A 19,895-nucleotide genomic window follows, 5' to 3' on the forward strand; every position below is an offset into this window, starting at 1 on the left:
TGCGGGCGTTGCGCTCGATGACCCCCCCCGATGCGCTCGTCGAGCGCGCGCTGAGCAAGCTCCCCGAGCGGCCTAAGCGCCCGGCGGCGGCAGAAGGGGCGGGGTCGCAGCGGGCGAGCAGCCTCTGGGGGTGGAGGGCCTTCCTCGCGGTCCCGGCATTCGCGGCGTTGGCGAGCGCCGCCTTCGTGGCGGGCGACAGGTGCGCGATATCTCCGGCGATCGAGCGCTCCGAGGAGCTTGCCATCGCCTTGCCTGAAGAAGGGGACGCGTGGATGCACCTCGATCTGTGGACCCACCGCCACGCGGACGAGCCGGCGGTGGTCCAGCTCGAGGTGCCCGAGCACGTGCGCGTGCGGTTGCCTGACGGCGAAGGAGGATCGCTGGAGCAGCACTGCCAGCAGGAGCGCTGCTCGCACAGGCTGACGCACTACCGCGGTGACGCGCCGCTCAGCGTGGCCGTCGCTCAGCCGGGCCGGTACGAGATCCACGTCCGTCACGAGTCGAACGAGGCGCGCGTGCGCGAGCGCTTCATTCTGATAGCGGCACGCGATTGAGCCCAGGGGGCGTGAAGACGACCTCCTCTTCGAGGGGTGCTCCTCGCGGGCGCTCGACCGCTTCCGGGTGAGCCTTCCAGGTTGGTAGGAAGCGCCTTGCGGAGGGCGCTCTGGTTCACCTCTTCGCCGCCTTCTGCTCTCCACGAACACGCCCACTTGGCACCCGCACGCGCCCCGCTGCGACGTAGCGTTGCACCGTCCTCAGGCTGATCCGAAGCCGCGCCGCCGCCTTGATCTTGTCGCCCCCGTCGCGCTCCAGCGCCGCCTCGACGATCTGCTGGATGAGCGACTCCAATCCGTCGTCGAGGTCGAGCACGAGCGAGGTGCTGGCGCGCGACACGCCCGCGGCGGCTTCTTCGGGCATGACCTGCGAACGGACGCCCTCGGGCAGATCGGCCACGCGCACCTGCCGCCCATCCCGGAGCAAGCAGAGCGTCTCCACGACGTTCCGGAGCTCGCGCACGTTGCCAGGCCAGTCGTAACGGAGTAGCAGCGCCTTGGCCTGCCGGCTGAACCTCGGCGGGCGAACCCCGTGTCGCGCCGAGTGCTGCGCGGTGAACTGGTTCAGCAGGGGCGCGATGTCGGCGCGCCGCTCCCGCAAAGCGGGGACATTGAGCGTGATGCCCTGGATTCGATAGAACAGGTCGGCGCGAAAGCGGCCCGCGCGCACCTCCTGATCGAGCGGTCGCAGCGTGGCAAACATCAACCGGACATCCGCCTCGATCTTGGTCGCGCCGCCGACGCGCATGTACCGGCGGTTCTCGAGGAATCGCAGGAGCTTCGCCTGCATCGGCATCGGCATCTCACCGATCTCATCGAGCAAGAGCGTGCCCCGCTCGGCCGCTTCGACCTTGCCCTTCGCTCGCTCGCTCGCCCCGGTGAACGCGCCGCGCTCGTGACCGAAGAGCTCGCTTTCAAAGAGCGCGTCGGGGATCGCCGCGCAATTGATGGGCACGAACGGCCCCCGCCGACGCTCCGAAAGCTCGTGCGCGCGCCTCGCCAGCACCTCCTTGCCGCAGCCGCTCTCGCCGATCAGCGTCAGGGTGACGTCCTTCGCGGCGACGGCGCGGAGGATTTGGTCCGCCTTTTTCATGGCGTGGGAGCGCATGATCGGCTCGAATACGACGTCAGGTCGTCGTTTTCGCTCTCGCACGCGAGAAATAGTGAGCGATCTGGTCGCAACCTGCAAGCCCGACGACGAAACCGGCTCCAGCGATCCACGTCACCCCTCGACTGGCGAAAGCCGTCGGCTGTCTGGCTTGGAAATGCCGAGAAAGCACGCCGCTTCGAGCGCTCCAGGCGCGGCTCACGGCCAGGCCGTGCTCCGGCACGGATTCTGCTGTGGCGAAAGCCATGAACGAAGGTCCCACCACGAACCGCGCGCTCCGCGCCTGGGTCCAGGCGATCGCCGAACACACGCGACCCGCACGCATCCGTTGGTGCGACGGCAGCGAGGAGGAGCGGACCCCCCTCGAGCGCGACATGGCGCTCTCCGGTTCGTTCATCGGGCTGGATCCGCAGACCCACCCTCGTTCATTCCTGCATCGATGTCTCCAGGAGGTGCCGGAGGAGTTTCGCACCGTGGTGGTGCTCTGCGACATCGAGGAAGTGGGTTATAACAACGTGGCCGAGATCCTCGAGATCCCCAAGAGGACGGTGAAGATCCGCCATGCCCGCGGGCGCGCGCGGCTGCGCGATCCCTACGAGCGTCTGGCGGCGCCACGCGTCGTCGCGGCGCGTGAGGGTTCGACGTGAGCGGGCGCGACCACGATCTGCCTTCGATTCCGCAGGATCTCGAGGCGAGCGTGCGGGCGCTGCGCTCGATGAACCCATCCGATGCGCTCGTCGAGCGCGCGCTGAGCAAGCTCCCCGAGCGGTCGGAGCGCCCGGCGGCGACAGGCGGCGCGCGGTCGCAGCGGGCGAGCTGCCCTTGGGGGTGGAGGGCCTTGCTTGCAGCTCCAGCGCTCGCGGCGCTGGCGATCGCCGTCGTCGTGGCGGGCGACAGGGGCGCGAGATCTCCGGCGATCGAGCGCTTGGAGGAGCGCGCCATCGCCTTGCCTGAGGAAGGGGACGCGTGGATGCACCTCGATCTGTGGACCGACCGCCACGCGGACGAGCCGGCGGTGGTTCACCTCGAGGTGCCCGAGCACGTGCGCGTGCGGCTACCTGACGGCGACGGTGGAGCGCTGGAGCAGCACTGCCAGCAGCAGCGCTGCTCGCACTGGCTGACGCGCTACCGTCGTGGCGACGCGCCGCTCAGCGTGGCCGTCGCCCAGCCGGGCCGCTATGAGATCCACGTTCGTCACGAGTCGAACGAGGCGCGCGTACGCGAGCGCTTCGTGCTGATCGCGGCACGCGAGTGAGCCTAGCGAAAGGCGCGCCTTGTGGCTACCGGTCCGGGTCTAGTGCCGGATGAGCTCTGATCACCACGACGACGCGTGATGCGCCGGCGCACATCACGCGATCCCGAGCAGATCGAGTATCGCGTTCACGAAGGTGAGCGGGTGCGGGGGACATCCAGGGACGTAGAGTGAAGGGCCGACGCTCTCCAGGAAGCCGCGGTCGACGCCCGCTGCGCCGTCGTAGAGGCCCCCGGAGATGGCGCAGGCCCCCACGGCGACGACGAACCGCGGCTCGGGCATCGCATCCCAGGCCAGTCGAACCGCCTCCTTCATGTTGCGCGTGAGCGGACCTGTCAGGACGAGCGCATCCGCGTGCCGCGGAGACGCCACCCACTCGATCCCGAACCGCTGCACATCGAAGTTGACGTTGGTGACGGCGTTCAGCTCGAGCTCACAGGCGTTGCAGCCGCCGGCCGAGACCTGGCGCATCTTCAGAGACCGCCCGAACAACTTCGAGAACGCCGCGGAGGCGCGGATCCGCACGATCTCCTCTTCGCCCTCTCGAACCGTGAGGTCAAAGGGCTCGTTCCCGCCCATCCTGGGCTCCGGCCTGAACTCGATCTTCGTCTCGGGACAGACCTCCGCGCAAGCGTTGCAGAAGACGCAGCGGCCCAGATCGAGCGCCACCGGAGCCAGCCGGATGGCCTGGGTCGGGCACGCGTCGCGGCACGCGCTGCAATCGGCCGCGCAGGGGTCGCGGCGGATCGTCGGGCGACCGCGAAACCCGGTCGGCACTGCCTTGCGGAGATCCGCGATGGCTTGCGTGCCCTGGGAGGCACGTACACGGAGCGACAAGAACATGCTCATAGATCATTCCCGCAGTAGGAGAGGTCGAAGCTCTTGTTGCAGATCGGGAAGTCCGAGATCTCGTTGCCGCGCACCGCGAGGGCGAGCCCCATCCAGTTGCGGAGTGATGGGTCCTGGACTTTGTAATGGACCACCTCGCCGTGCTCGCCGGTCTCGATGCAGTGGACGACTTCTCCCCGAAAGCCCTCCACGAGCGAAATGGCAAGCTGGTTCGGCGCGAGCTCGCCGATCGACAGCGGCGGATGCTCCCAGTTCGGGTAGAGCGCGATAACGGTCGATATCCACGACAGGGACGCTTCGATCTCCGCGATGCGGATACGTGCGCGTGCCCAGCAGTCGCCGTCCGGGAAGACGGCGGGCTGGATGGGCACCACGCTGTACGCCCCGTGCTCCATGAGGTGGCGCGCGTCGAGCCCGATCCCCGAGGCGCGCGCGGCCAGTCCGACGAGCCCGAGCTCCCGCGCTTGCGCGGTCGTCAACGTTCCCGTGGAACGCAGCCGGTGCTGAACCGTTCGTGCCATGAGAAAGCAATCGTTGATGATCGGCAGATCTGCTTGAAGCAGCTCGAGGTTCGCGCGAATTTCACGCAGCGTCTCCGGCGGCAGCCGCATCCGGACTCCGCCGGGACGTAGCGCTCCTTTGCCGAAGCGGCTGCCACACAGCCGCATCATCGTGTTGATCGCCGTGGTTCGGAGCCGGCCGTAGGTCGTCGCTCCCTGCAGAAATCCGACATCCGCCGCCATCCCGGCGAGCCCCGAGAGGTGCATCGCGACCCGCTCGAGCTCGAGAGCGACCGCCCTGGCGAGCTCGATTTCGCCGTCCAGCTGGCATCCCGCGAGGCTCTCGAGGGCGGAGCAGTACGCCCATGCGTGAGCGACGCTGGTATCTCCCGCGATGGTCTCGATGAGCGGGGTCAGGCTCCGTGGGTCACGCTCGAGAAGGCGGCGTTCGACGCCACGGTGCTGATAACCGAGGTGGATCTCCAAGTGATGCACCTGCTCCCCGAGGCACATGAAGCGAAAGGAGCCGGGCTCGATGACCCCGGCATGGATGGGGCCGACAGCGACCTCGTGTACCTCCTTCCCTTCAATCTTGTAGAATGGGTGCGAGCTCATCGCCGATTGCTCCTGCCCCTCGTAGCGGATCGGCTTGAGCCACGGATGTCCGGCGATTCGCACGCCGGTCTGCTCGTGGAGCTCGCGCTCGAAGCAGTGAAGCGCGGCATGCTCTGTCGTCATCTCGTGGTACCCGCGCTCCGGGGCCACCTCCGTCCTCGAGACGCGCAGGGAACGGTCCGACGCCTGAAGAACCGCCGTGATCGCGACGCGGTCGACGTCGCGCCTGCCATACAGCGTGACCACACGCATGTCCGCGCGGAGCTGCTTCAAGAGCTCGTCGCGCCACGGTCCCGGCTCGAGCCTCGGGATCGCGTCCACGGCGACCTGGTGGGCGGTCATCGATGCCTTCACGGCCCCTCCAAGCAATCAGCCACCTGGGCGAGCAGCGAGTTGATGGGCGGCGGGATGTAGACGCCCAGCACGACCAGCGCGACGAGGAACCCGAGCTTGGGCAGAGCGACCGGCAGCGTCTGCCGAGGCCAGCTGCGCTGCCTCGTGGGTTCGCCCCAGATCATCGGGAACACCGCTCGTCCCGTCGCCACGAACGTCATCGTGATCAGCACGCAGAAGGCGGCGAAGACGAGCATCTGCCCTGAGCCGACGAGGGCAGACAGGATCAGGAGCTCTCCGAGAAAGCTGCCGAACGGCGGAAAGCCGAGCAGAGCGAAGGTGCCGACCATCAAGAACCCACCGCTGTACGGGAGGTCCTCGATGAGGCCCGATATCGCGCGCGTGTCCTTGGTATGATAATGAGCCTTGATCGTGCCGGCCGTGAGGAAGAGGATCGCCTTGATGAAGGCGTTGCTCAGGACGTAGAGCAGGAGTCCGTAGGACGCCGACTTGCCGACGCCGAGGCCGATCGCGATCACTCCGGCGTGGTTGATCGACGCGTAAGCGATGAGGCGCTTCAGGTTGCGGGTCGCGATGATGCCGACCGTCGACACGACCACCGAGACGATGCCCATCGTGAGGAGCTCGCCTGCCAAGAGCGCCGCGTGGGTCGGTCGGACCACCTGAACGACGCGGAAGAGCGCGACGAGAACGCAGTTGAACTGGACGGCGCCGAGGAGCGCCGCGACGGCCGGCGGGGCCTCGTCGTAGGCCTCCGGGAGCCAGCTGTACATCGGCGCGAGGCCGAGCTTGGTGCCCAGCCCGAGGAGCGCCAGCGCGGCCCCGAGCTTCGTCCAGTGGTTCACCGGGATCGCGGAAGGCTCGAGGAGGCGATCGAGGAAGAACGTCGGAGCCTGGCCGCCGGCTTCGAGCCCGCGCCCCAGGCAGATGAAGCCGACGAGGAGCACGCCGAGCCCGACGGACGAGAAGAGCAAATAGCGCCATGACGCTCGATGGGACGCCGGTACGCCGGGCCGCGCGATGAGGGGCGCGGCCGCGAGCGTGGTCGCCTCGAGCGCGATCCAGAGCAACACCAGGTGATTCGCGATCAGCGCCGTGTTGGCTGCAGCCAGGAACAACAGAGCCAGCCACACGAACCGCGCGATGTCCTGGCGGAGCGCCGGGGTCGTGTACACCCGATGCATCACGTACAACGAGATGCCGAGGAAGATCGAGTCCACGACGGTCATGAAGAGCCGTGAAGTCGCGTCCACGCGAAAGAATCCGCCGAGAGAGCCCGGTACGTCGGGGGGCATCGCGGCTCCCATGATCGCGAGGGCCGTCGTTATCGCGGAGGCGCCGACAAGGACCAGCGTGGCTCGTTCGCGGGCGGCGCGCGCGATGAGCGCCACGGATGCCAGCGCTGGAAGCAGGACGAGGGCGATCGTGCTCATAGCGTGGGCCCCTCCACGGCGCCCTCGGGCTGCGCGACGGTGCTCGCGCCGAGCATCTCGAGATACCAGCGATAGAGCGCGATCGTGACGGCGACGACGGCGACCTGACCGAGCTGAATGGCGAGCGTGTCGTGCTCGTGCGCGCCGCCGAGCTCGAATAGAGCGATCGCGTTCTCGACGCGAAGAACACCCACCATCTGGCTGAAGGGACCGGATTGCGTCGATAGCACGAGGAAGCCGAGCAGCACCCCCGCTGCAGCCACCGCGACGAGCGTTCTCTGCTCTCCGTGCTCGGGGACGAGCGACTCGGAGAAGTTGAAGGCGAGGAGGACGATGCCGAGGGCGATCGTCCAGGAGAGCAGGTTCGGCGAGATGACGTCGTTGCGCGTGGGCGCGTTCTGCGACCGAAGCACGCGGTAGAGCGCGATCGGCGCGGCGAGCCCGCGCAGGAGGACCAGATCGCCCAGGGTGACCCAGTCACTCACGGCGTCGAGCTCCGGATTCAGGCGGTACGCCACCCACGCCATCAAGAACCCTTGGCAGGACAGGCCGAGCAGGCTCGTCCGCCACGTCGCGACGAACAGGGGGATGAGCAGCACGCCGAGCAGCGTATTCAAGAGAGGGCTCATTCGGGGCCCCCCGCCCGCCACACGGTCGCGAGGAGCGCGACGGCGCCAGCCGCGAGCGCGATGACGATGTACTGGGGAACCGAGCGTAGCTTCAGCCGGGCTACCAGGGATTCGATCGTGCCGATCACGACGCCGGCCGCGAGGGTCAAGGCGAGGTTCGCGGCGGCGCAGGCCGCGCCGCCGGAGCCCGCCCACGGATTGAGGAGCGTCGCGACGATGGACGCGCCGACGAAGAGCTTGATCGCGGAGCCGAGGTGGATGCACGCGAGATCCGGGCCGCTGTGATCGAGGATCATGACCTCATGCACCATCGTGAGCTCGAGGTGGGTCGTCGGGTCGTCGACGGGCATGCGCGCCGCCTCGACCTGAAGCACGATGAGCATCGCCACGACAGCGGCGCCCCAGACGAGCGCGGGCGCGCCGGCGTGGAGGTGCGGCGCAAGCGCCTCGTGCAGGGTGCGCCGGCCCCCGACGAGGCTCAGCGCGCCGGTGACGAGGAACAGCGCCGGCTCGAGGAGCGACGAGAAGACGGCCTCCCGCGCCGCGCCCATCCCCTCGAAGGAGCTCCCCGTATCGAGCGCGGCGAGCATGATGGCGACGCGGCCCAGCCCCCACACGTACGCGAACCACACGAAATCGAGCTGGAACGACGCGAGGGGCGTCGAACCGAGGAGAGGCGCGATGAGGGCGGAGCCCACCGCGGTGGCGAGGAACACGTACGGCGCGACCCGGAACAGCGGTGTCGTCGTCGTGCTGTAGACAGACGATTTCCGAAAGAGTCGCCTCACGTCATGGGCGAGCTGAAGGACCGGCGGTCCCTTGCGCCCGGACCAGAGCGACTTCACGCGGTTGATCACGCCGGTGAGGACGAACGGCATGACGACGAGCACGGCGACGTTCGCGAGGCGGGTGAGCATCATCGGCCGACCCCTCCGACGACCATCGCTCCGATGATGACGAGCGCCACGAGCCCTGCGGCGAACGCGAAGCGCGGCTGTTCCGGGATGCGGTCGAAGGCTTGAGCGATGAAGCTCTCGCCGTGCCCGAGCACCTCGAACATGCGTCGCTCGACGGCGTCGACATGGTGTGTCGACAGATGGCCGGGCTGCTGCGGGAACGGCCCCTCGGGCAGCCGCTCCCTTCGACGCGACGGCAAGAAGGATGCGAAAATACGCGTGAATTGCTCGGAGAACGAGCTCCCCGTGTACTGCATGCGAGAGGAGGTGGCGGTGGTTCCACACCCCCACGTGACGCTTCGCCGCGCCGCTAGACCTCGACGCCAGCCGATCACGCCGGCGACGAGCAAGGCGCCGGCGAGCGCGCGGCTCGCCCACGCGAGCGGAGCGAGCAGGGCCGGCAGCGTGCTCGCGCTGGGCTCGATGGGAAAGAGCCTCAGCGCGGCGCCTATCGCTGCGATGCCCAGGTCTGGAGCCACGCCGATGGCGACCACGAGCGCGGCGTGGATCACCATGGGCCAGAGCATCGAACCCGGCGCGTCCTCGCCGACGTGGAGCCCTGGCTCCCGAGGCACGCCGAGGAACGTGAGCCCGAAGGCCCTCGTCATCGACAGCGCGCTCACCGCGCCGACGAACGCCAGGGCCGCCGCCGCTGCGATGGTCACCGCGCTGCCTTGACTGGAAGGCGCGCGCCCTGCGAGGAGCCCGGCGTAGATCAGGAACTCGCTGACGAAGCCGTTGAGCGGCGGGAGCGCGGAGATGGCCAGGGATCCGATGAGGAAGAGGATGGATGTCCGCGGGAGACGCCTCGCGAGCCCGCCGAGCCGCTCGAGATCGACGGTGTGCGCAGCGCGGTAGATCGCTCCAGCGGCGTAGAACAGAAGGCACTTGAACAGGGCGTGATTCAGGACGTGCAGGAGGCCGCCGCCGAAGCCGCACAGGGTCAGCGCAGGGACTCCCCAGGCCCATCCCAGGTATCCCACCCCGAAGCCCATCGCTGCGATGCCGACGTTCTCTGTCGACGAGTACCCGAGCAGGCGCTTCAGATCGCGCTCGGCGGACGTGGAGAGGACGCCGAAGAACGCGGAGAGCGCGCCGAAGCCGAGCACGCTCCATCCCATCCACTCGTCGGGCCGTCCCATGAGCAGCGTGAAGCGGAGAAAGGCAAAGAGACCGGCCTTGTGAATCACGCCGGACATGAGCGCCGAGATGTGCGCCGGCGCCGCGGAGTGGGCTCGGGGAAGCCACGTGTGAAACGGGAAAAACGCGGATTTCAGCGCGAACGACGCCCCGAGGAGCAGGAAGAGCGTCCCCCGCGTCGGATCCTGGCTCGACAGGAATTTGCCGAACACGGCGAAGTCCATGGAGTCGGTCTTGCTGTGGAGCAGCATGAACGCCGCGACGAGGACGAAGAGCCCGACATGGGTTGAGATGAGATAGTTGAAGCCGGCAAAACGGATCTTCTGGTTTCGGTAGTCCCAGATGACGAGCAGCCACGCTGCGAGGGCGGCGATCTCCCATCCCAGCAAGAACACGAGGGCGTTCTGCACCGAGTAGATCAGCACGAAGGACAGGGCGACCATGTTCAAGAGAGCGAAGTGGGAGCCGCCGTTCCTCCCTCGATCGAAGTAGGGGCGAAGGTATCCGACGGCGTAGATCGTTCCGAGCAGCGTCATCGGGAGGGACCACGCGAGGAAGAACGCTCCGAGCGCGTCGACGCGAAACGCCATGCTGTCGATGGGCGTCGGCCAGGGCCACACGATCTCCAGAGCCTCGCCGCCTCGAAGGAGGGGGGCGACCCTCGCGAGCACGAGCGCTGCGGCGATCGCTTGCGAGGCGATCGCCGCAGCGCTTCGCGCGCCGTTCGAGCGCAGGCCCAGCGAGAGCGCCGCCCCGACGAGCAGCACGGGCACGCTGAGAAGCAGGGATCCCGTCACCTTGCTGTCCTCCCGCGACGTCCGATGGCGCGTCGCGCTGCGCCAGGAGGAGATGAATGCCGGCGAGCCGTTGAAGCAGTCATATGGACCTCGGATGAGCGTGGGCGCGAAGAGCGTCGAGGAGGTTCCAGCCGAACGCCGGCTTCGGCAGCACCATGGGTGGCAAGGAGTGGCCGTCCGGCCCCAGCGCGGAGCGAAAGGACTGTGGTGTGCCCGTCACGAGGAGGATGAGGAGCTTCGGTCGCGCGCTCCGCAGCGACGTGATGAACGTCACGATGTCGCCGGGATCGAAGTCGTCGGGAAACAGGACCAGAGCGGTGGTCGCGGGCACCATCCTGTCCGCGTCGTTCAATGTCCTCGCGCCGTTCGACGCAATCCCGGCCTGGCTGAAGTAGGCATGAAGCGCGTCGATCGTCTCGGGATTGTCCGCGACGACGGCGACGTGGAGCGACCTGGCGGAGGGGCGGTTTGCCATGGCTGCCCGGGCGTGTAGCAAGCCGGGGGCCGCCTCGTGAAAGGCGCAAAAACCTCGAGTACGCGCCTGGTGGGACGGGAGAGCTGACGACCCTCTCGGAGGGCAGTGCCACAAAACGACAGATTGACGCAGGAAGCGGCGACATCTGCCGTGACTTTCGTCATGGGTAGATCGCCTTTTGACGCGATGGCGCCTACTTGACGCTCCGAACGCCAGCCAGCGGAGGAATCGTCACGCCGAGCTCGACGCCGTCGGAGCGCGCCGCTCGCCCGGGGTTGACCGCTTGCTCAGAGCGTCCGATCCGGGGGTCCCTGCTTCGCGCCGCGGTCAGGTCCGCCGCTCGCCGCGCTTGGCCTCGTCCCAGTAGCCGTCGAGCTCCTCCAGCGTGAGCGTGTCGCGCGACGCCTTGACGGGCCAGCCCCCGTGCCGCTCGACGACCCGCCGCTCGACATGCTCGAAGCGCCGGGTGAACTTGTCGATCGTCCGGCGCAGCGCCCCCTCCGCGTCGACGCCGGCGTGGCGCGCCAGGTTTCCGAGCGCGAAGAGCACGTCGCCGAGCTCCTCCTCGATCGCGGCGGGATCGCCGCTATCGAGGGCCCTATCGAGCTCTCCGATCTCCTCGTCCACCTTCGCGCGCGAACCCCGCGCGTCCGGCCAATCGAAGCCCACGCGCGCGACCTTCTCGCCTACCCGCTGCGCCCGGGTCAGCGCCGGCAGGCTGCGGGGAACGCCGCCGAGCACGCCGCGGTCCTTGCCCTGGCTCGCCCGCTCGGCCGCCTTGATGCGCTCCCAGTTCTGGAGCACCTCGTCGGCGTTCTCGGCGCTCTCGTCCGCGAACACGTGCGGGTGGCGCCGCACGAGCTTCTCGCAGATCGCCGCGATCACGTCGTCCGGCCCGAACGCCCCCTCGGCCCGGGCGAGCTCGGCCTGGAAGACGACCTGGAGCAAGAGATCGCCGAGCTCGGCGCACAGCTCCTTGCGGTCGCCGCCGTCGATGGCGTCGATGACCTCGCACGCCTCCTCGAGCACGTAGCGCCGGAGCGTCGCGAAGCTCTGCTCGCGATCCCAGGGACATCCGTCGGGCGCGAGGAGCCGCTGCATCAGCTCGACCATGCGCGGAAACGTACGACCGGCTTGCTCGGGGAGCGGCGGAGCCTCCACGGGCTCGAAGGAACGAGGCATGCCGTGCTACTAGCGCAAACCACCCCCGCTCCGGAAGCATGAGCATGAGGAAGAGGAGATGATGCAGGGCGCGCTATCGCAGAGCGTCATCCTGGCTTCCAAGGCCGTAGCATGAGAAAAATACGGAGGGCATCGAGGCTCCGCCGACGAGGATGACCATGAGGAGCGCAGGCTATGTGGTGCTGTTCGCGATCGCCGGCTGCTCGCAGGGGGTGTGTCGGAGCATCGGGAGCGCGCCAGGCGCGGCGCCGAGCCCGGGAGCAGCTGCCGAGGACCCCGTGACGGCGGCCCTGGACAACAGCGGCGAGCAGCAGGCCCTGGACGAGGAGATCGCCCCGCTGCGCAAGGGCGGGCGCAACCTCGTCGCGGAGCCGCCGGACGACGCGGAGCAGGCGACGTACGCCGCATGGATCGCGGCGGCAGGGCTCGCCGCGCAGAACAGGCGGCCGCCTCCGGCTGCACCACCGGGGTTCGCGCTGCGGGCCGTCCCCGGGCGCGACCTGTGGGTGCTCTCCGAGGACGGCACGCGCCGCCGCGGGGCAGCCGCCGTCGTGCTGCGCGTAGGAGCGGCCATGCCGCTGCTCGTCGAGGCGCCGCACACGTTCTTCGATCAGGGGACGCTGCCCGTCGCGCTGGCCATCTTCGAGGCGCAACGGGCGCGCGCGCTGATCGTGAATACGTCGCACCGGTACGGCGGGCGACCCAACCCACGCGGCGCCAGCGTGGACGATGAGGGCGCAGGCGGCGGGCGCGCAGACCTGGGTACCGCTGTCGGGGGCGGGCGCAGCCCGGGTCACACCGCGGAGGATGACGAGAGCTTGGAAGGCGCAGGGGGCAAGGACGGCGGTGACGGCAAACCCACGCAGGACGGCTCCCAGGGCATTGGCGGCAGCGCTCGTGGAGAGGACCGTGCTTCCCGAGAGCGGCTGATTGCGTCGCTCGCCTTCGCAGACGTCGCCCACGCCGAGCGCTCGTTCTTCCTTTCGGTGCACAGGGCGCTGCTCCAGACCTTCCCCGGCACGCCCACGGTGCAGCTGCACGGCTTTCAAGACCGCTCGGCTCCGAACGCCGCCGTCATCGCCAGCGCGGTGGGGCATGGCGCCGCGCTGGAGCGGCTGCTCACGCCTCTACGGCCGATCATCAACGAGGGAAAGGTCCTCGCCTACCCCACGGAGATCGACAGGCTGGGCGGTGCCACGAACGTGCAAGCACGCTGGTCGCGCCAGATGGGCGCGCCCTTCTACCATGTTGAGCTGTCCCGAACGCTGCGCGACAAGCTGGTCGTGGACACAGATCTCCGGCGCCGCTTCGCGGCGGCCTTCGCGGGGCTCACGGTCGGAACAAGTCAGACGCGCGACCCGGGGTGATCGCATCCGCACCGCTGTGGCTGGCTCGGGTCGCGAGGTCGGGTCGCGCGCCGCGCGGGGTCGCGGTAATTACACGAGCAACGCCGGAATCTGGTCGGGTCCGAACGCGGCCGCGCCGCGCGGCGCCGTCGAGAACGTCGGCCGCAGGGTCGGATCGGCCCGGAGCGCCGGAAACCGCTCGAGCAGGAGCGACACGCCGATCCTCGCCTCCATCCGCGCCAGCGGCGCCCCGACACAGTAGTGCAGACCGCCGCCGAAGTTCAGCATTCCCACGGGTCGTCGATGGATGTCGAAGATCTCCGGGCGGGGGTAGATCTCCTCGTCGTAATGGCGAGCCATCAGCGACAGGTAGAGGATCGTCCCCGCAGCCAGCGTTTCGCCGCCTATCGTCGCCTCACGCTCGACGAACCGCACGATGCCCGCCACGCTGCTGCACCAGCGGGTCGACTCCTCGATGGCCTGCGGCAGGAGCGAAGGTTGCTGACGCAGCTGGTTCATCGACTCGGGGTGGGCGAGCAGCGCCACGAGCAGGTTGGCCAGCATCCAGCTGGTCGTCTCGTAGCTGGCGAGGATCAACGTGAGCACGACCCCCTCGCACGCCTCCACACCGCCCAGCCCCTCCGCGACGATCGCCCGCGCGATCTCGCCGAGCAGCGTATCGCTCGGGTGCGCCACCTCGCGCTCAGCGATCTCCCGGAGCTGCGCCTCCATCGCGGCGTGGGCACTCCGCCCCTCGGCCATGACGACGGGATCCTGCGGCATCACGACGCTGCGGATCATCTTGCGGATCAGCACGTCGTTCTCGGCGATCCGCTCCTCCGGAAGCCCGAAGAGGGCGCTCGTCACGCCCATGGGCATCGACATCGCAAAATCATCAAAGAGATCCGCCTGCTCCTTCCGCGCGAGCCGCTCCACGACCCTGCGCGCCACCGGGGTCACGATCGCCTCCTCGTAGCGGGAGATCACGCGTGGGGAGAGGACCGCGTTGAAGAGCCGCCGCATGCGCGTGTGCGACTCACCGCCGAGCGTCACGAGCGTCCCTTTCATGATCCCGTTGTCGTAGGCCCGGGTGCTGAAGGTCTCGCTGTCGCGCAGCACCGCGGTCACGTCGGCGCCGCGGAGCACGACTGGCACGCCGAGTCCCTCGTCGAAATAGACGGAGTGCTCCCTCGCCGCAGCGGCGAGGTGGATCGCGAACGCCGAAGGGTCTTTCGAGGTGAAAGAAAATAGATTCTTACGAGGCAGCATACATAAAACTTAGTATTCCATATCGAAACGCGAATCAAGCCGCTTTGCCGTGACCTCGACTGGGACATAGGTGGGGAAGAGCCGGTATTGCGGACGCTCCTCCCACGTTGGCTTCGAGCGCGGGCCCTGTGGGTGAGGCCCCCGGACGAGCCGAGATCCGTCCATGGTGATTCGTCGAATCCCTGGCGACGTCGAAAAGCTGCTCGACTCGGGAGCTCTGCTCGATCCGGGAGGAAGGCGGCGAGTGTCGCGGACCGGAGGCGCGGTTCCCCGATGGCGGCAGCGAAGCCCGCCGATCGTCGCGCCGATCACCGAGAGGATGGATGGATTCCATCGCCTGCTTCGAGAAAGCGCGCGCTCCACGACGGCCGGGCGTTGAGCTCCTCGACGTCGGTTCCAATCATCTTCGTGTAGCTGCGGCCCATCTCCTCCAGCTCTTCCCCGCTCAGCACGTCCTCGATCCGGGTGAAGCCCGCCGGCGCTCGCTGCTCCACCATCGAGAGGACTCGGTCGGCGCCCATCGCACGGTTCGCGAGGACGAGGGAGCTCGTCGCCGGACGGCGCGCGGCTTCATAGCCGGCGAGCGCCTCTTCGGGGGTGCTCGTCTGGGCGAGGTGCCAGGCCAGCACGCGAGCATCGAGGATCGCCTGGGAGGCGCCGTTGGAACCGACAGGGTACATGGGGTGCGCCGCGTCGCCGAGCAGGGTGACCCGGCCAGCGCCCCACGACTGCAGCGGTTCGCGATCGATCATGGGATACTCGAAGATGACGGGCGCCGCGGCGATGAGCGCCGGAATGTCGAGCCAGGAGAAGCGCCACGCCGCGAAGTGGGGCAGCACGTCCTCCACGCGTCCTCGCCGGTTCCAGCTCCCCGGCGCGACCGCCGCCCCCTCGTGCAGCCGCACCTCCGCCACCCAGTTGATCGCGGCCCGCCCGCGGAGCTCCGCGCGGCGGGAGATCGGGTAAGCGACGAACTTGGCGGCCACGTTGCTGCCGGCCATGATCATGGTGCGCCCCGAGAGGAAGGGCTCGCCCTCGGTCACGCCACGCCACATGTGAATCCCGTTCCACCGGGGCGGCCCCTCCGCCGGGTGGAGCTGCGCGCGAACCACGGAGTGGATGCCGTCGGCCCCGACGAGCACGTCCGCAGGGGCCACGTGGCGCTCACCGGTCCGCCGATCCCGCACCGTGACCTGCACCTCGGATGCCGTCTGCTCGAACCCCTCCACCGCCGACCCGACGCGCACGCTGGAGGCCCCCAGGCGCCGCTGCACCGCCGCGAGCAGCATCAACTGGAGCTCACCGCGGTGGATCGACACCTGTGGCCAGCGATACCCGGCGGAGATCCCCCGCGGCTGGCCCCAGATCCGGCCCCCGAACCGATCGTGGTGCACGACCTCGGCGGTCGGGATCCCTGTCGCCAGCAGCGCATCAGCGAGGCCAAGCTCCGTCAGCTCTCGCACGGCGTGAGGGAGGAGGTTGATGCCGACACCGAGCGGCCTGATCCCTCGCGCGGCCTCCACGACGCTCGCATCGATGCCGGCCGCGTGCAGGCTCAGGGCCGCCGTCAGCCCGCCGATGCCGCCCCCCGCGATCAACACCCGCATCGCGCGACGCTCGCACGGCGCGCCGGACGCGGCAACGGCGCTCATGGCGCCCGCCACCGCGGCGCCGAACCCGGGTAAGATCCTCGAAAGAGGGACATACCATGCGATTGCTCGTCTCGATGGACTCTTGGGGTGCGAGGCTGCTGTCGGTGCTGGCGATCGCGCCTGCGCTGAGTTGCGGTGGAACCGTCACGCCCGGTGAAGGCACAGGCGGAGGCACCTCCAGCAGCTCAGGTGAAGGCACCTCCAGCGCCACAGGCGAAGACACCGCCAGCAGCTCAGGCGAAGGCACCTCCAGCAGCTCAGGTGAAGGCACCTCCAGCAGCTCAGGAGGCCTGCCACCGGAAGGGTTTCCGTTCGCTTGCGACGATCCGGAGCCCATCGTCGTCGCGGACCGGAACACCGGGTACGTGCGCTGCGCCGGCGGCTGGATCCACCGCGCAGAGGTCGTCACCTGTCCGAGCCCGCTCCCGCGCGCCAAGGCCTGCGCGGACCCGAGCGGCGCGACGGGGAACTGCAAATCCGACGCTGACTGCACCGAGCAGCCACACGGCTACTGCGACGTCATGACCGGCGGCGAGGTGGCGCCAGGGTGCTTCTGCCAGTACGGATGCACGACCGACGCCGATTGCGGCGAGGGGCAGATCTGCCTGTGCGGCGATCCGGTCGGGCGGTGCGCGCTCTCGCGGTGCACCAGCGACCAGGACTGTGGACTGTTGCTCTGCTCCAGCTACGTCCTGCACCCCGGATGCGGCGGGACCGCCTTCGCGTGCCAGACGCCCGCCGACGAGTGCGCCAGCGACCAGGACTGCTCAGGGGACACGCAATGCTCGCTCGAGGCCCTGCGGCACGCCTGCACCGAGCAGAACTGCGTGATCGGCAGGCCGTTCCTCGTGGATGGCGTCGTGCGCACCGCGCAGCCGGCCGCGCGCGACGACTGGCGGACCACAGCTCCGGACGCGCCGCCTCGCCTGGAGGAGCTGTCCTCCGAGCAACGGGCGGCCCTCGCCGAGCACTGGACCCGCGCCGCCCTCCTCGAGCACGCGTCCATCGCCGCGTTCGCGCGCTTCGCGCTGCAGCTCCTGTCGCTCGGCGCGCCGCCGGAGCTCGTCGGCGCCGCGCAGGCGGCCATGGGCGACGAGGCCGACCACGCGCGCGCGTGCTTCGAGCTGGCCAGCGCGTTCGCCGGCCGCGGCGTCGGCCCGGGGCCCCTCGCCATCGAGGGCGCCCTCTGCGGCGAAGGCGCCCGCGAGATCCTCGTGACGACCCTCCGCGAGGGGTGCATCGGCGAGACCGTCGCCGCGATCGAGGCGGCAGAGGCCGCCCTCCACGCGACCGATCCCGCGGTCCGGCGCGCGCTCGAGAAGATCGCCGAGGACGAGACGCGGCACGCCGAGCTCGCCTTCCGGTTCACGGCCTGGGCCCTCGACCGCGATCCCTCCCTGGCGAGCGCCGTCGTCGACGAGCTCGCCACGGCCTCCTCGGATCTCCCCGCCCCGAGCGAGGCGAGCCACAGCGGCCCGCTGCTCGGCTTCGGCGTGCTCTCCCCGCAGCACCGGCGCGCGATCCGGGAGCGCGCGCTCGCTCAGGTCATCGCGCCCTGCGCGCGGGCGCTGCTCTCGCGCGGCGGCGACGGCATCGAGCGCAGCCGCCCGCGCCCGCCGCACGGCCGTCAGAGCGAGGAGACCGACAGCTTGGCGACGAACAGCTGACCGTCCGCGGCCTCGACAGGGCAGTTCAGGAGCGCGAAGTCGGCGCTGGACGTGCCCGCGAGGAACACGTCCGTTCCGGAGACGGCGAGCGCCAGGATCCGCTGGAGCGCAGGGCCGCCGAGCGCGCCCAGCCACTCGACCTCGCCGTCCGTGGCCCGGAGCCGCGCGAGGAAGGCGTCTCCCTCGCCCGCCTCCCCGCCGATCTCGACGTCATCGATCTTCATCTGCTGCTCGAACTGCCCGGCCACGACGAGCTTTCCGAGCTCGTCGACCCCGACGACCTGCGCCGATTGAGCCCCGCTGCCCCCGAGCTGCTTGGCCCACGTGGCGACGCCGTTCCGGTCGAGGTGCGCGGCGAAGCCGTCCTCTCCGGTGGAGGCGATCTCTCCGGTGAGATCGATCTGCCCATCGAACGAGCCGGTCAGGACGACGCCGGCCTCGTGCAACGCCACGGCGCTGATGCGCTGATCGCCGCGGAGGGCGGAGTCGTGTCGATACCAGACGTCCGCCCCCTCGGCGCTCCATCCATCGCAGATCCACGACGCCGGAAACGACGCCAGGAAAGCGTCGATCCCGTCCGAGGCCGCGCCGCCGGGCGGCAGCGCGCTCTCGAAGCCAGGGAAGCCCACGTTCACCCGTCCCTCGAAATCGGAGGCCACGAAGGCGTCGCCGGAGGCCACACGGAGGTCGCGAGGCCAGTAACGCGCTCCCTCACGGCCCGCAAAGACGCCGCTGCACGGATTCAGGAGGGTCTGTCCATCGTAGCTGGAGAACCCGATGTCCGACCCGCCCTGGAGCGACGTCAGGACGAAGACGCGGTCGCCCTCCGCCGCGACCGCCTTCGCCTCGTCAAGGCCGCTGGACCCGTGCGTCACGCACACCGCGACCCCGTCGGGATCGCTCGTGTCGAGCCGCGCCACGAACGCGTCGCCCTCGCCGGCGCCCTCGGGCAGCCCGCAGTCCGCGCCGAACGACAGGCTGCCCGTGAAGCCGCCCGCCACGTAGACGCTGCCGCCGCCCAGCGTGATCGCGGTCGCCTGGTGGACGTGGGTCGCAGTGTCGTTCTCCGCGTTCCCGAAGCGCCCGCTCCACATGTGGTTCCCGTCCCTCGCGAGGTGCGCCACGAAGACGTCCTTGCCGGCGCCTCCCGCCGTGAGCGGCGCGCCGCCGGCGACGGTGAGATCCCCCTTGAAGCCGCCCGCCAGCCACAGGGTGCCGTCCTCGTCGGCCGCGATCCCGCCGAGCGTGGTCTCGGCGTCACCGAAGGACATCGCCCACTGGCACGTATAGCCGGGCTCGCTGAACGAGCCGCCCCCGACGCCCTGCTCGTCGATGAGCTGAATGCCGACGATCTCCGCGCACCCCGCGCTGCTCGCCGCCAGGAGAGAGCTCGCCAGCCACAGCCGGGCGCGCCGTTCGAGCCTCATCGTCATCAGAACACCCCGACGACGGAGCCACCGACGACGCCCGGAGCGAGCTGGACGCTGGCGGCCGCGCGCGGCCCGTCCGAGGGCAGCGTCAGCCAGAGGACGGCCGTGCCGGCGAGCGCCACGCTCGCGGCGATGAAGGAGAAATCGGACACGGTCGCATACGACATCGCCTTGCTGGCCAGATCGGGCACCGGCTGCGCGCAGTCCCGGTAGCGCCTCGGGTTCGCGCACGCCGTCTTCGCCTCCTCATCGACCTTGTCCCACGTGGCGATCGCCAGGCCACCGAAGGTGCTTCCGAGCGCGATGCCCGCCAGCGTGAGCCCGCCCGTCACCCACATCAGGCTCCGGTGAATCGGATCGGGCCTTACGCCGTAGGGCGTGGGCCTGCGCGGCTCCATGTCGCCGGCGGAAGGCGCGGGATCCTGCGCTGCTGCGCTGGGCGCGAGCGCCCTCCCGGGGACCTCGACGCCCTCTCCCGGCCGCGTCGCCTCGTGCTTCTCCGGCTCGACGGGGCGGGCCGCGCCGGCCCCCTTCGCGGGCGCCCCCTCGGCCTGCGCGCGCGCTGCGGCGGTCGGCTCCGCCTGGGCCGCGCCCGCCTGCGCCCAGGCGGCCAGCGTCACGAGGAGCCCGAGCGCTGGGCGACCGAGCCCCCTTCGCCTCGCGCGCCCCACACCCTTTGCGGAGCGC

At 69.6% G+C, this 19,895-nt stretch carries 18 protein-coding genes; 5 read left to right on the top strand and 13 right to left on the bottom strand.

What is annotated here, in order from left to right; all coding sequences use genetic code 11:
• Positions 1–17 precede the first annotated feature (17 nt).
• Positions 18–554, top strand: a complete 537-nt coding sequence (locus WMF14_RS26630; RefSeq protein WP_437790521.1) for a hypothetical protein — start codon at positions 18–20, stop codon at positions 552–554.
• 115 nt (positions 555–669) lie between these two features.
• On the opposite strand, the gene WMF14_RS26635 is transcribed toward WMF14_RS26630, so the two are convergent.
• A complete protein-coding gene (locus WMF14_RS26635) occupies positions 670–1,743 on the bottom strand; it encodes a sigma-54 interaction domain-containing protein (protein WP_437790523.1) in 1,074 nt (357 codons plus the stop codon).
• A gap of 152 nt (positions 1,744–1,895) precedes the next feature.
• Here WMF14_RS26635 and WMF14_RS26640 point away from each other — a divergent pair, with 152 nt between their 5' ends.
• A complete protein-coding gene (locus WMF14_RS26640; protein ID WP_437790525.1) occupies positions 1,896–2,309 on the top strand; it encodes a sigma factor-like helix-turn-helix DNA-binding protein in 414 nt (137 codons plus the stop codon).
• Complete coding sequence (locus tag WMF14_RS26645) at positions 2,306–2,917, top strand: hypothetical protein (protein WP_437790527.1); 612 nt, start codon at positions 2,306–2,308, stop codon at positions 2,915–2,917. Before WMF14_RS26640 ends, WMF14_RS26645 begins: the two co-directional genes overlap by 4 nt.
• Positions 2,918–3,010: 93 nt before the next feature.
• On the opposite strand, the gene WMF14_RS26650 is transcribed toward WMF14_RS26645, so the two are convergent.
• The 8 genes from WMF14_RS26650 to mazG all read right to left on the bottom strand — a co-directional run bounded on the left by WMF14_RS26650 (position 3,011) and on the right by mazG (position 11,844).
• Positions 3,011–3,757, bottom strand: a complete 747-nt coding sequence (locus WMF14_RS26650; RefSeq protein ID WP_437790529.1) for a 4Fe-4S binding protein — start codon at positions 3,755–3,757, stop codon at positions 3,011–3,013.
• A gap of 2 nt (positions 3,758–3,759) precedes the next feature.
• A complete protein-coding gene (locus WMF14_RS26655) occupies positions 3,760–5,232 on the bottom strand; it encodes a hydrogenase (RefSeq protein ID WP_437790531.1) in 1,473 nt (490 codons plus the stop codon).
• A complete protein-coding gene (locus WMF14_RS26660) occupies positions 5,229–6,665 on the bottom strand; it encodes a proton-conducting transporter transmembrane domain-containing protein (RefSeq protein ID WP_437790532.1) in 1,437 nt (478 codons plus the stop codon). Before WMF14_RS26660 ends, WMF14_RS26655 begins: the two co-directional genes overlap by 4 nt.
• Positions 6,662–7,282, bottom strand: a complete 621-nt coding sequence (locus tag WMF14_RS26665; protein ID WP_437790534.1) for a hypothetical protein — start codon at positions 7,280–7,282, stop codon at positions 6,662–6,664. Before WMF14_RS26665 ends, WMF14_RS26660 begins: the two co-directional genes overlap by 4 nt.
• A gap of 8 nt (positions 7,283–7,290) precedes the next feature.
• Positions 7,291–8,214 (bottom strand): respiratory chain complex I subunit 1 family protein, encoded by a 924-nt coding sequence (locus WMF14_RS26670; RefSeq protein WP_437790535.1) that lies wholly within the window; start codon positions 8,212–8,214, stop codon positions 7,291–7,293.
• A complete protein-coding gene (locus tag WMF14_RS26675; RefSeq protein ID WP_437790537.1) occupies positions 8,211–10,187 on the bottom strand; it encodes a proton-conducting transporter transmembrane domain-containing protein in 1,977 nt (658 codons plus the stop codon). Before WMF14_RS26675 ends, WMF14_RS26670 begins: the two co-directional genes overlap by 4 nt.
• Before the next feature lie 79 nt (positions 10,188–10,266).
• Positions 10,267–10,662 (bottom strand): hypothetical protein, encoded by a 396-nt coding sequence (locus tag WMF14_RS26680; protein ID WP_437790539.1) that lies wholly within the window; start codon positions 10,660–10,662, stop codon positions 10,267–10,269.
• A 327-nt stretch (positions 10,663–10,989) separates the two neighbouring features.
• Positions 10,990–11,844 (bottom strand): nucleoside triphosphate pyrophosphohydrolase, encoded by an 855-nt coding sequence (gene mazG, locus WMF14_RS26685; protein WP_272093701.1) that lies wholly within the window; start codon positions 11,842–11,844, stop codon positions 10,990–10,992.
• Between the two features lie 158 nt (positions 11,845–12,002).
• Here mazG and WMF14_RS26690 point away from each other — a divergent pair, with 158 nt between their 5' ends.
• Positions 12,003–13,211 carry a hypothetical protein gene (locus tag WMF14_RS26690; protein WP_272093702.1) on the top strand — a complete coding sequence of 403 codons (1,209 nt, stop codon included), beginning with the start codon at positions 12,003–12,005 and terminating at the stop codon, positions 13,209–13,211.
• A gap of 69 nt (positions 13,212–13,280) precedes the next feature.
• Here WMF14_RS26690 and WMF14_RS26695 read toward each other — a convergent pair whose 3' ends face one another.
• Positions 13,281–14,459: a cytochrome P450 gene (locus WMF14_RS26695; RefSeq protein WP_272093703.1), complete on the bottom strand. Its 1,179-nt coding sequence runs from the start codon at positions 14,457–14,459 to the stop codon at positions 13,281–13,283.
• A 308-nt stretch (positions 14,460–14,767) separates the two neighbouring features.
• Complete coding sequence (locus tag WMF14_RS26700; protein WP_437804305.1) at positions 14,768–16,066, bottom strand: flavin-dependent oxidoreductase; 1,299 nt, start codon at positions 16,064–16,066, stop codon at positions 14,768–14,770.
• A gap of 101 nt (positions 16,067–16,167) precedes the next feature.
• On the opposite strand from WMF14_RS26700, the gene WMF14_RS26705 reads away from it, so the two are divergent.
• Positions 16,168–17,778, top strand: a complete 1,611-nt coding sequence (locus WMF14_RS26705; RefSeq protein ID WP_437790542.1) for a ferritin-like domain-containing protein — start codon at positions 16,168–16,170, stop codon at positions 17,776–17,778.
• On the opposite strand, the gene WMF14_RS26710 is transcribed toward WMF14_RS26705, so the two are convergent.
• Positions 17,739–19,205, bottom strand: a complete 1,467-nt coding sequence (locus tag WMF14_RS26710; protein ID WP_437790544.1) for a hypothetical protein — start codon at positions 19,203–19,205, stop codon at positions 17,739–17,741. The two genes, WMF14_RS26705 and WMF14_RS26710, sit on opposite strands and share 40 nt — an antisense overlap.
• Positions 19,206–19,210: 5 nt before the next feature.
• Positions 19,211–19,828 (bottom strand): hypothetical protein, encoded by a 618-nt coding sequence (locus WMF14_RS26715; RefSeq protein WP_437790546.1) that lies wholly within the window; start codon positions 19,826–19,828, stop codon positions 19,211–19,213.
• Positions 19,829–19,895 lie beyond the last annotated feature (67 nt).

The sequence above is a fragment of the Sorangium sp. So ce693 genome, assembly GCF_051521375.1.
Lineage (GTDB): Bacteria > Myxococcota_A > Polyangia > Polyangiales > Polyangiaceae > Sorangium > Sorangium atrum.

Excerpts from the sequence above, each read along its gene's own strand:
- WMF14_RS26630 (WP_437790521.1), top strand. The coding sequence starts at position 18 with ATGACCCCCCCCGATGCGCTCGTCGAGCGCGCGCTGAGCAAGCTCCCC.
- WMF14_RS26650 (WP_437790529.1), bottom strand. The coding sequence starts at position 3,757 with ATGTTCTTGTCGCTCCGTGTACGTGCCTCCCAGGGCACGCAAGCCATC.
- WMF14_RS26660 (WP_437790532.1), bottom strand. The coding sequence starts at position 6,665 with ATGAGCACGATCGCCCTCGTCCTGCTTCCAGCGCTGGCATCCGTGGCG.
- WMF14_RS26670 (WP_437790535.1), bottom strand. The coding sequence starts at position 8,214 with ATGATGCTCACCCGCCTCGCGAACGTCGCCGTGCTCGTCGTCATGCCG.
- WMF14_RS26680 (WP_437790539.1), bottom strand. The coding sequence starts at position 10,662 with ATGGCAAACCGCCCCTCCGCCAGGTCGCTCCACGTCGCCGTCGTCGCG.
- mazG (WP_272093701.1), bottom strand. The coding sequence starts at position 11,844 with ATGCCTCGTTCCTTCGAGCCCGTGGAGGCTCCGCCGCTCCCCGAGCAA.
- WMF14_RS26690 (WP_272093702.1), top strand. The coding sequence starts at position 12,003 with ATGAGGAGCGCAGGCTATGTGGTGCTGTTCGCGATCGCCGGCTGCTCG.
- WMF14_RS26695 (WP_272093703.1), bottom strand. The coding sequence starts at position 14,459 with ATGCTGCCTCGTAAGAATCTATTTTCTTTCACCTCGAAAGACCCTTCG.
- WMF14_RS26700 (WP_437804305.1), bottom strand. The coding sequence starts at position 16,066 with ATGCGGGTGTTGATCGCGGGGGGCGGCATCGGCGGGCTGACGGCGGCC.
- WMF14_RS26705 (WP_437790542.1), top strand. The coding sequence starts at position 16,168 with ATGCGATTGCTCGTCTCGATGGACTCTTGGGGTGCGAGGCTGCTGTCG.
- WMF14_RS26710 (WP_437790544.1), bottom strand. The coding sequence starts at position 19,205 with ATGAGGCTCGAACGGCGCGCCCGGCTGTGGCTGGCGAGCTCTCTCCTG.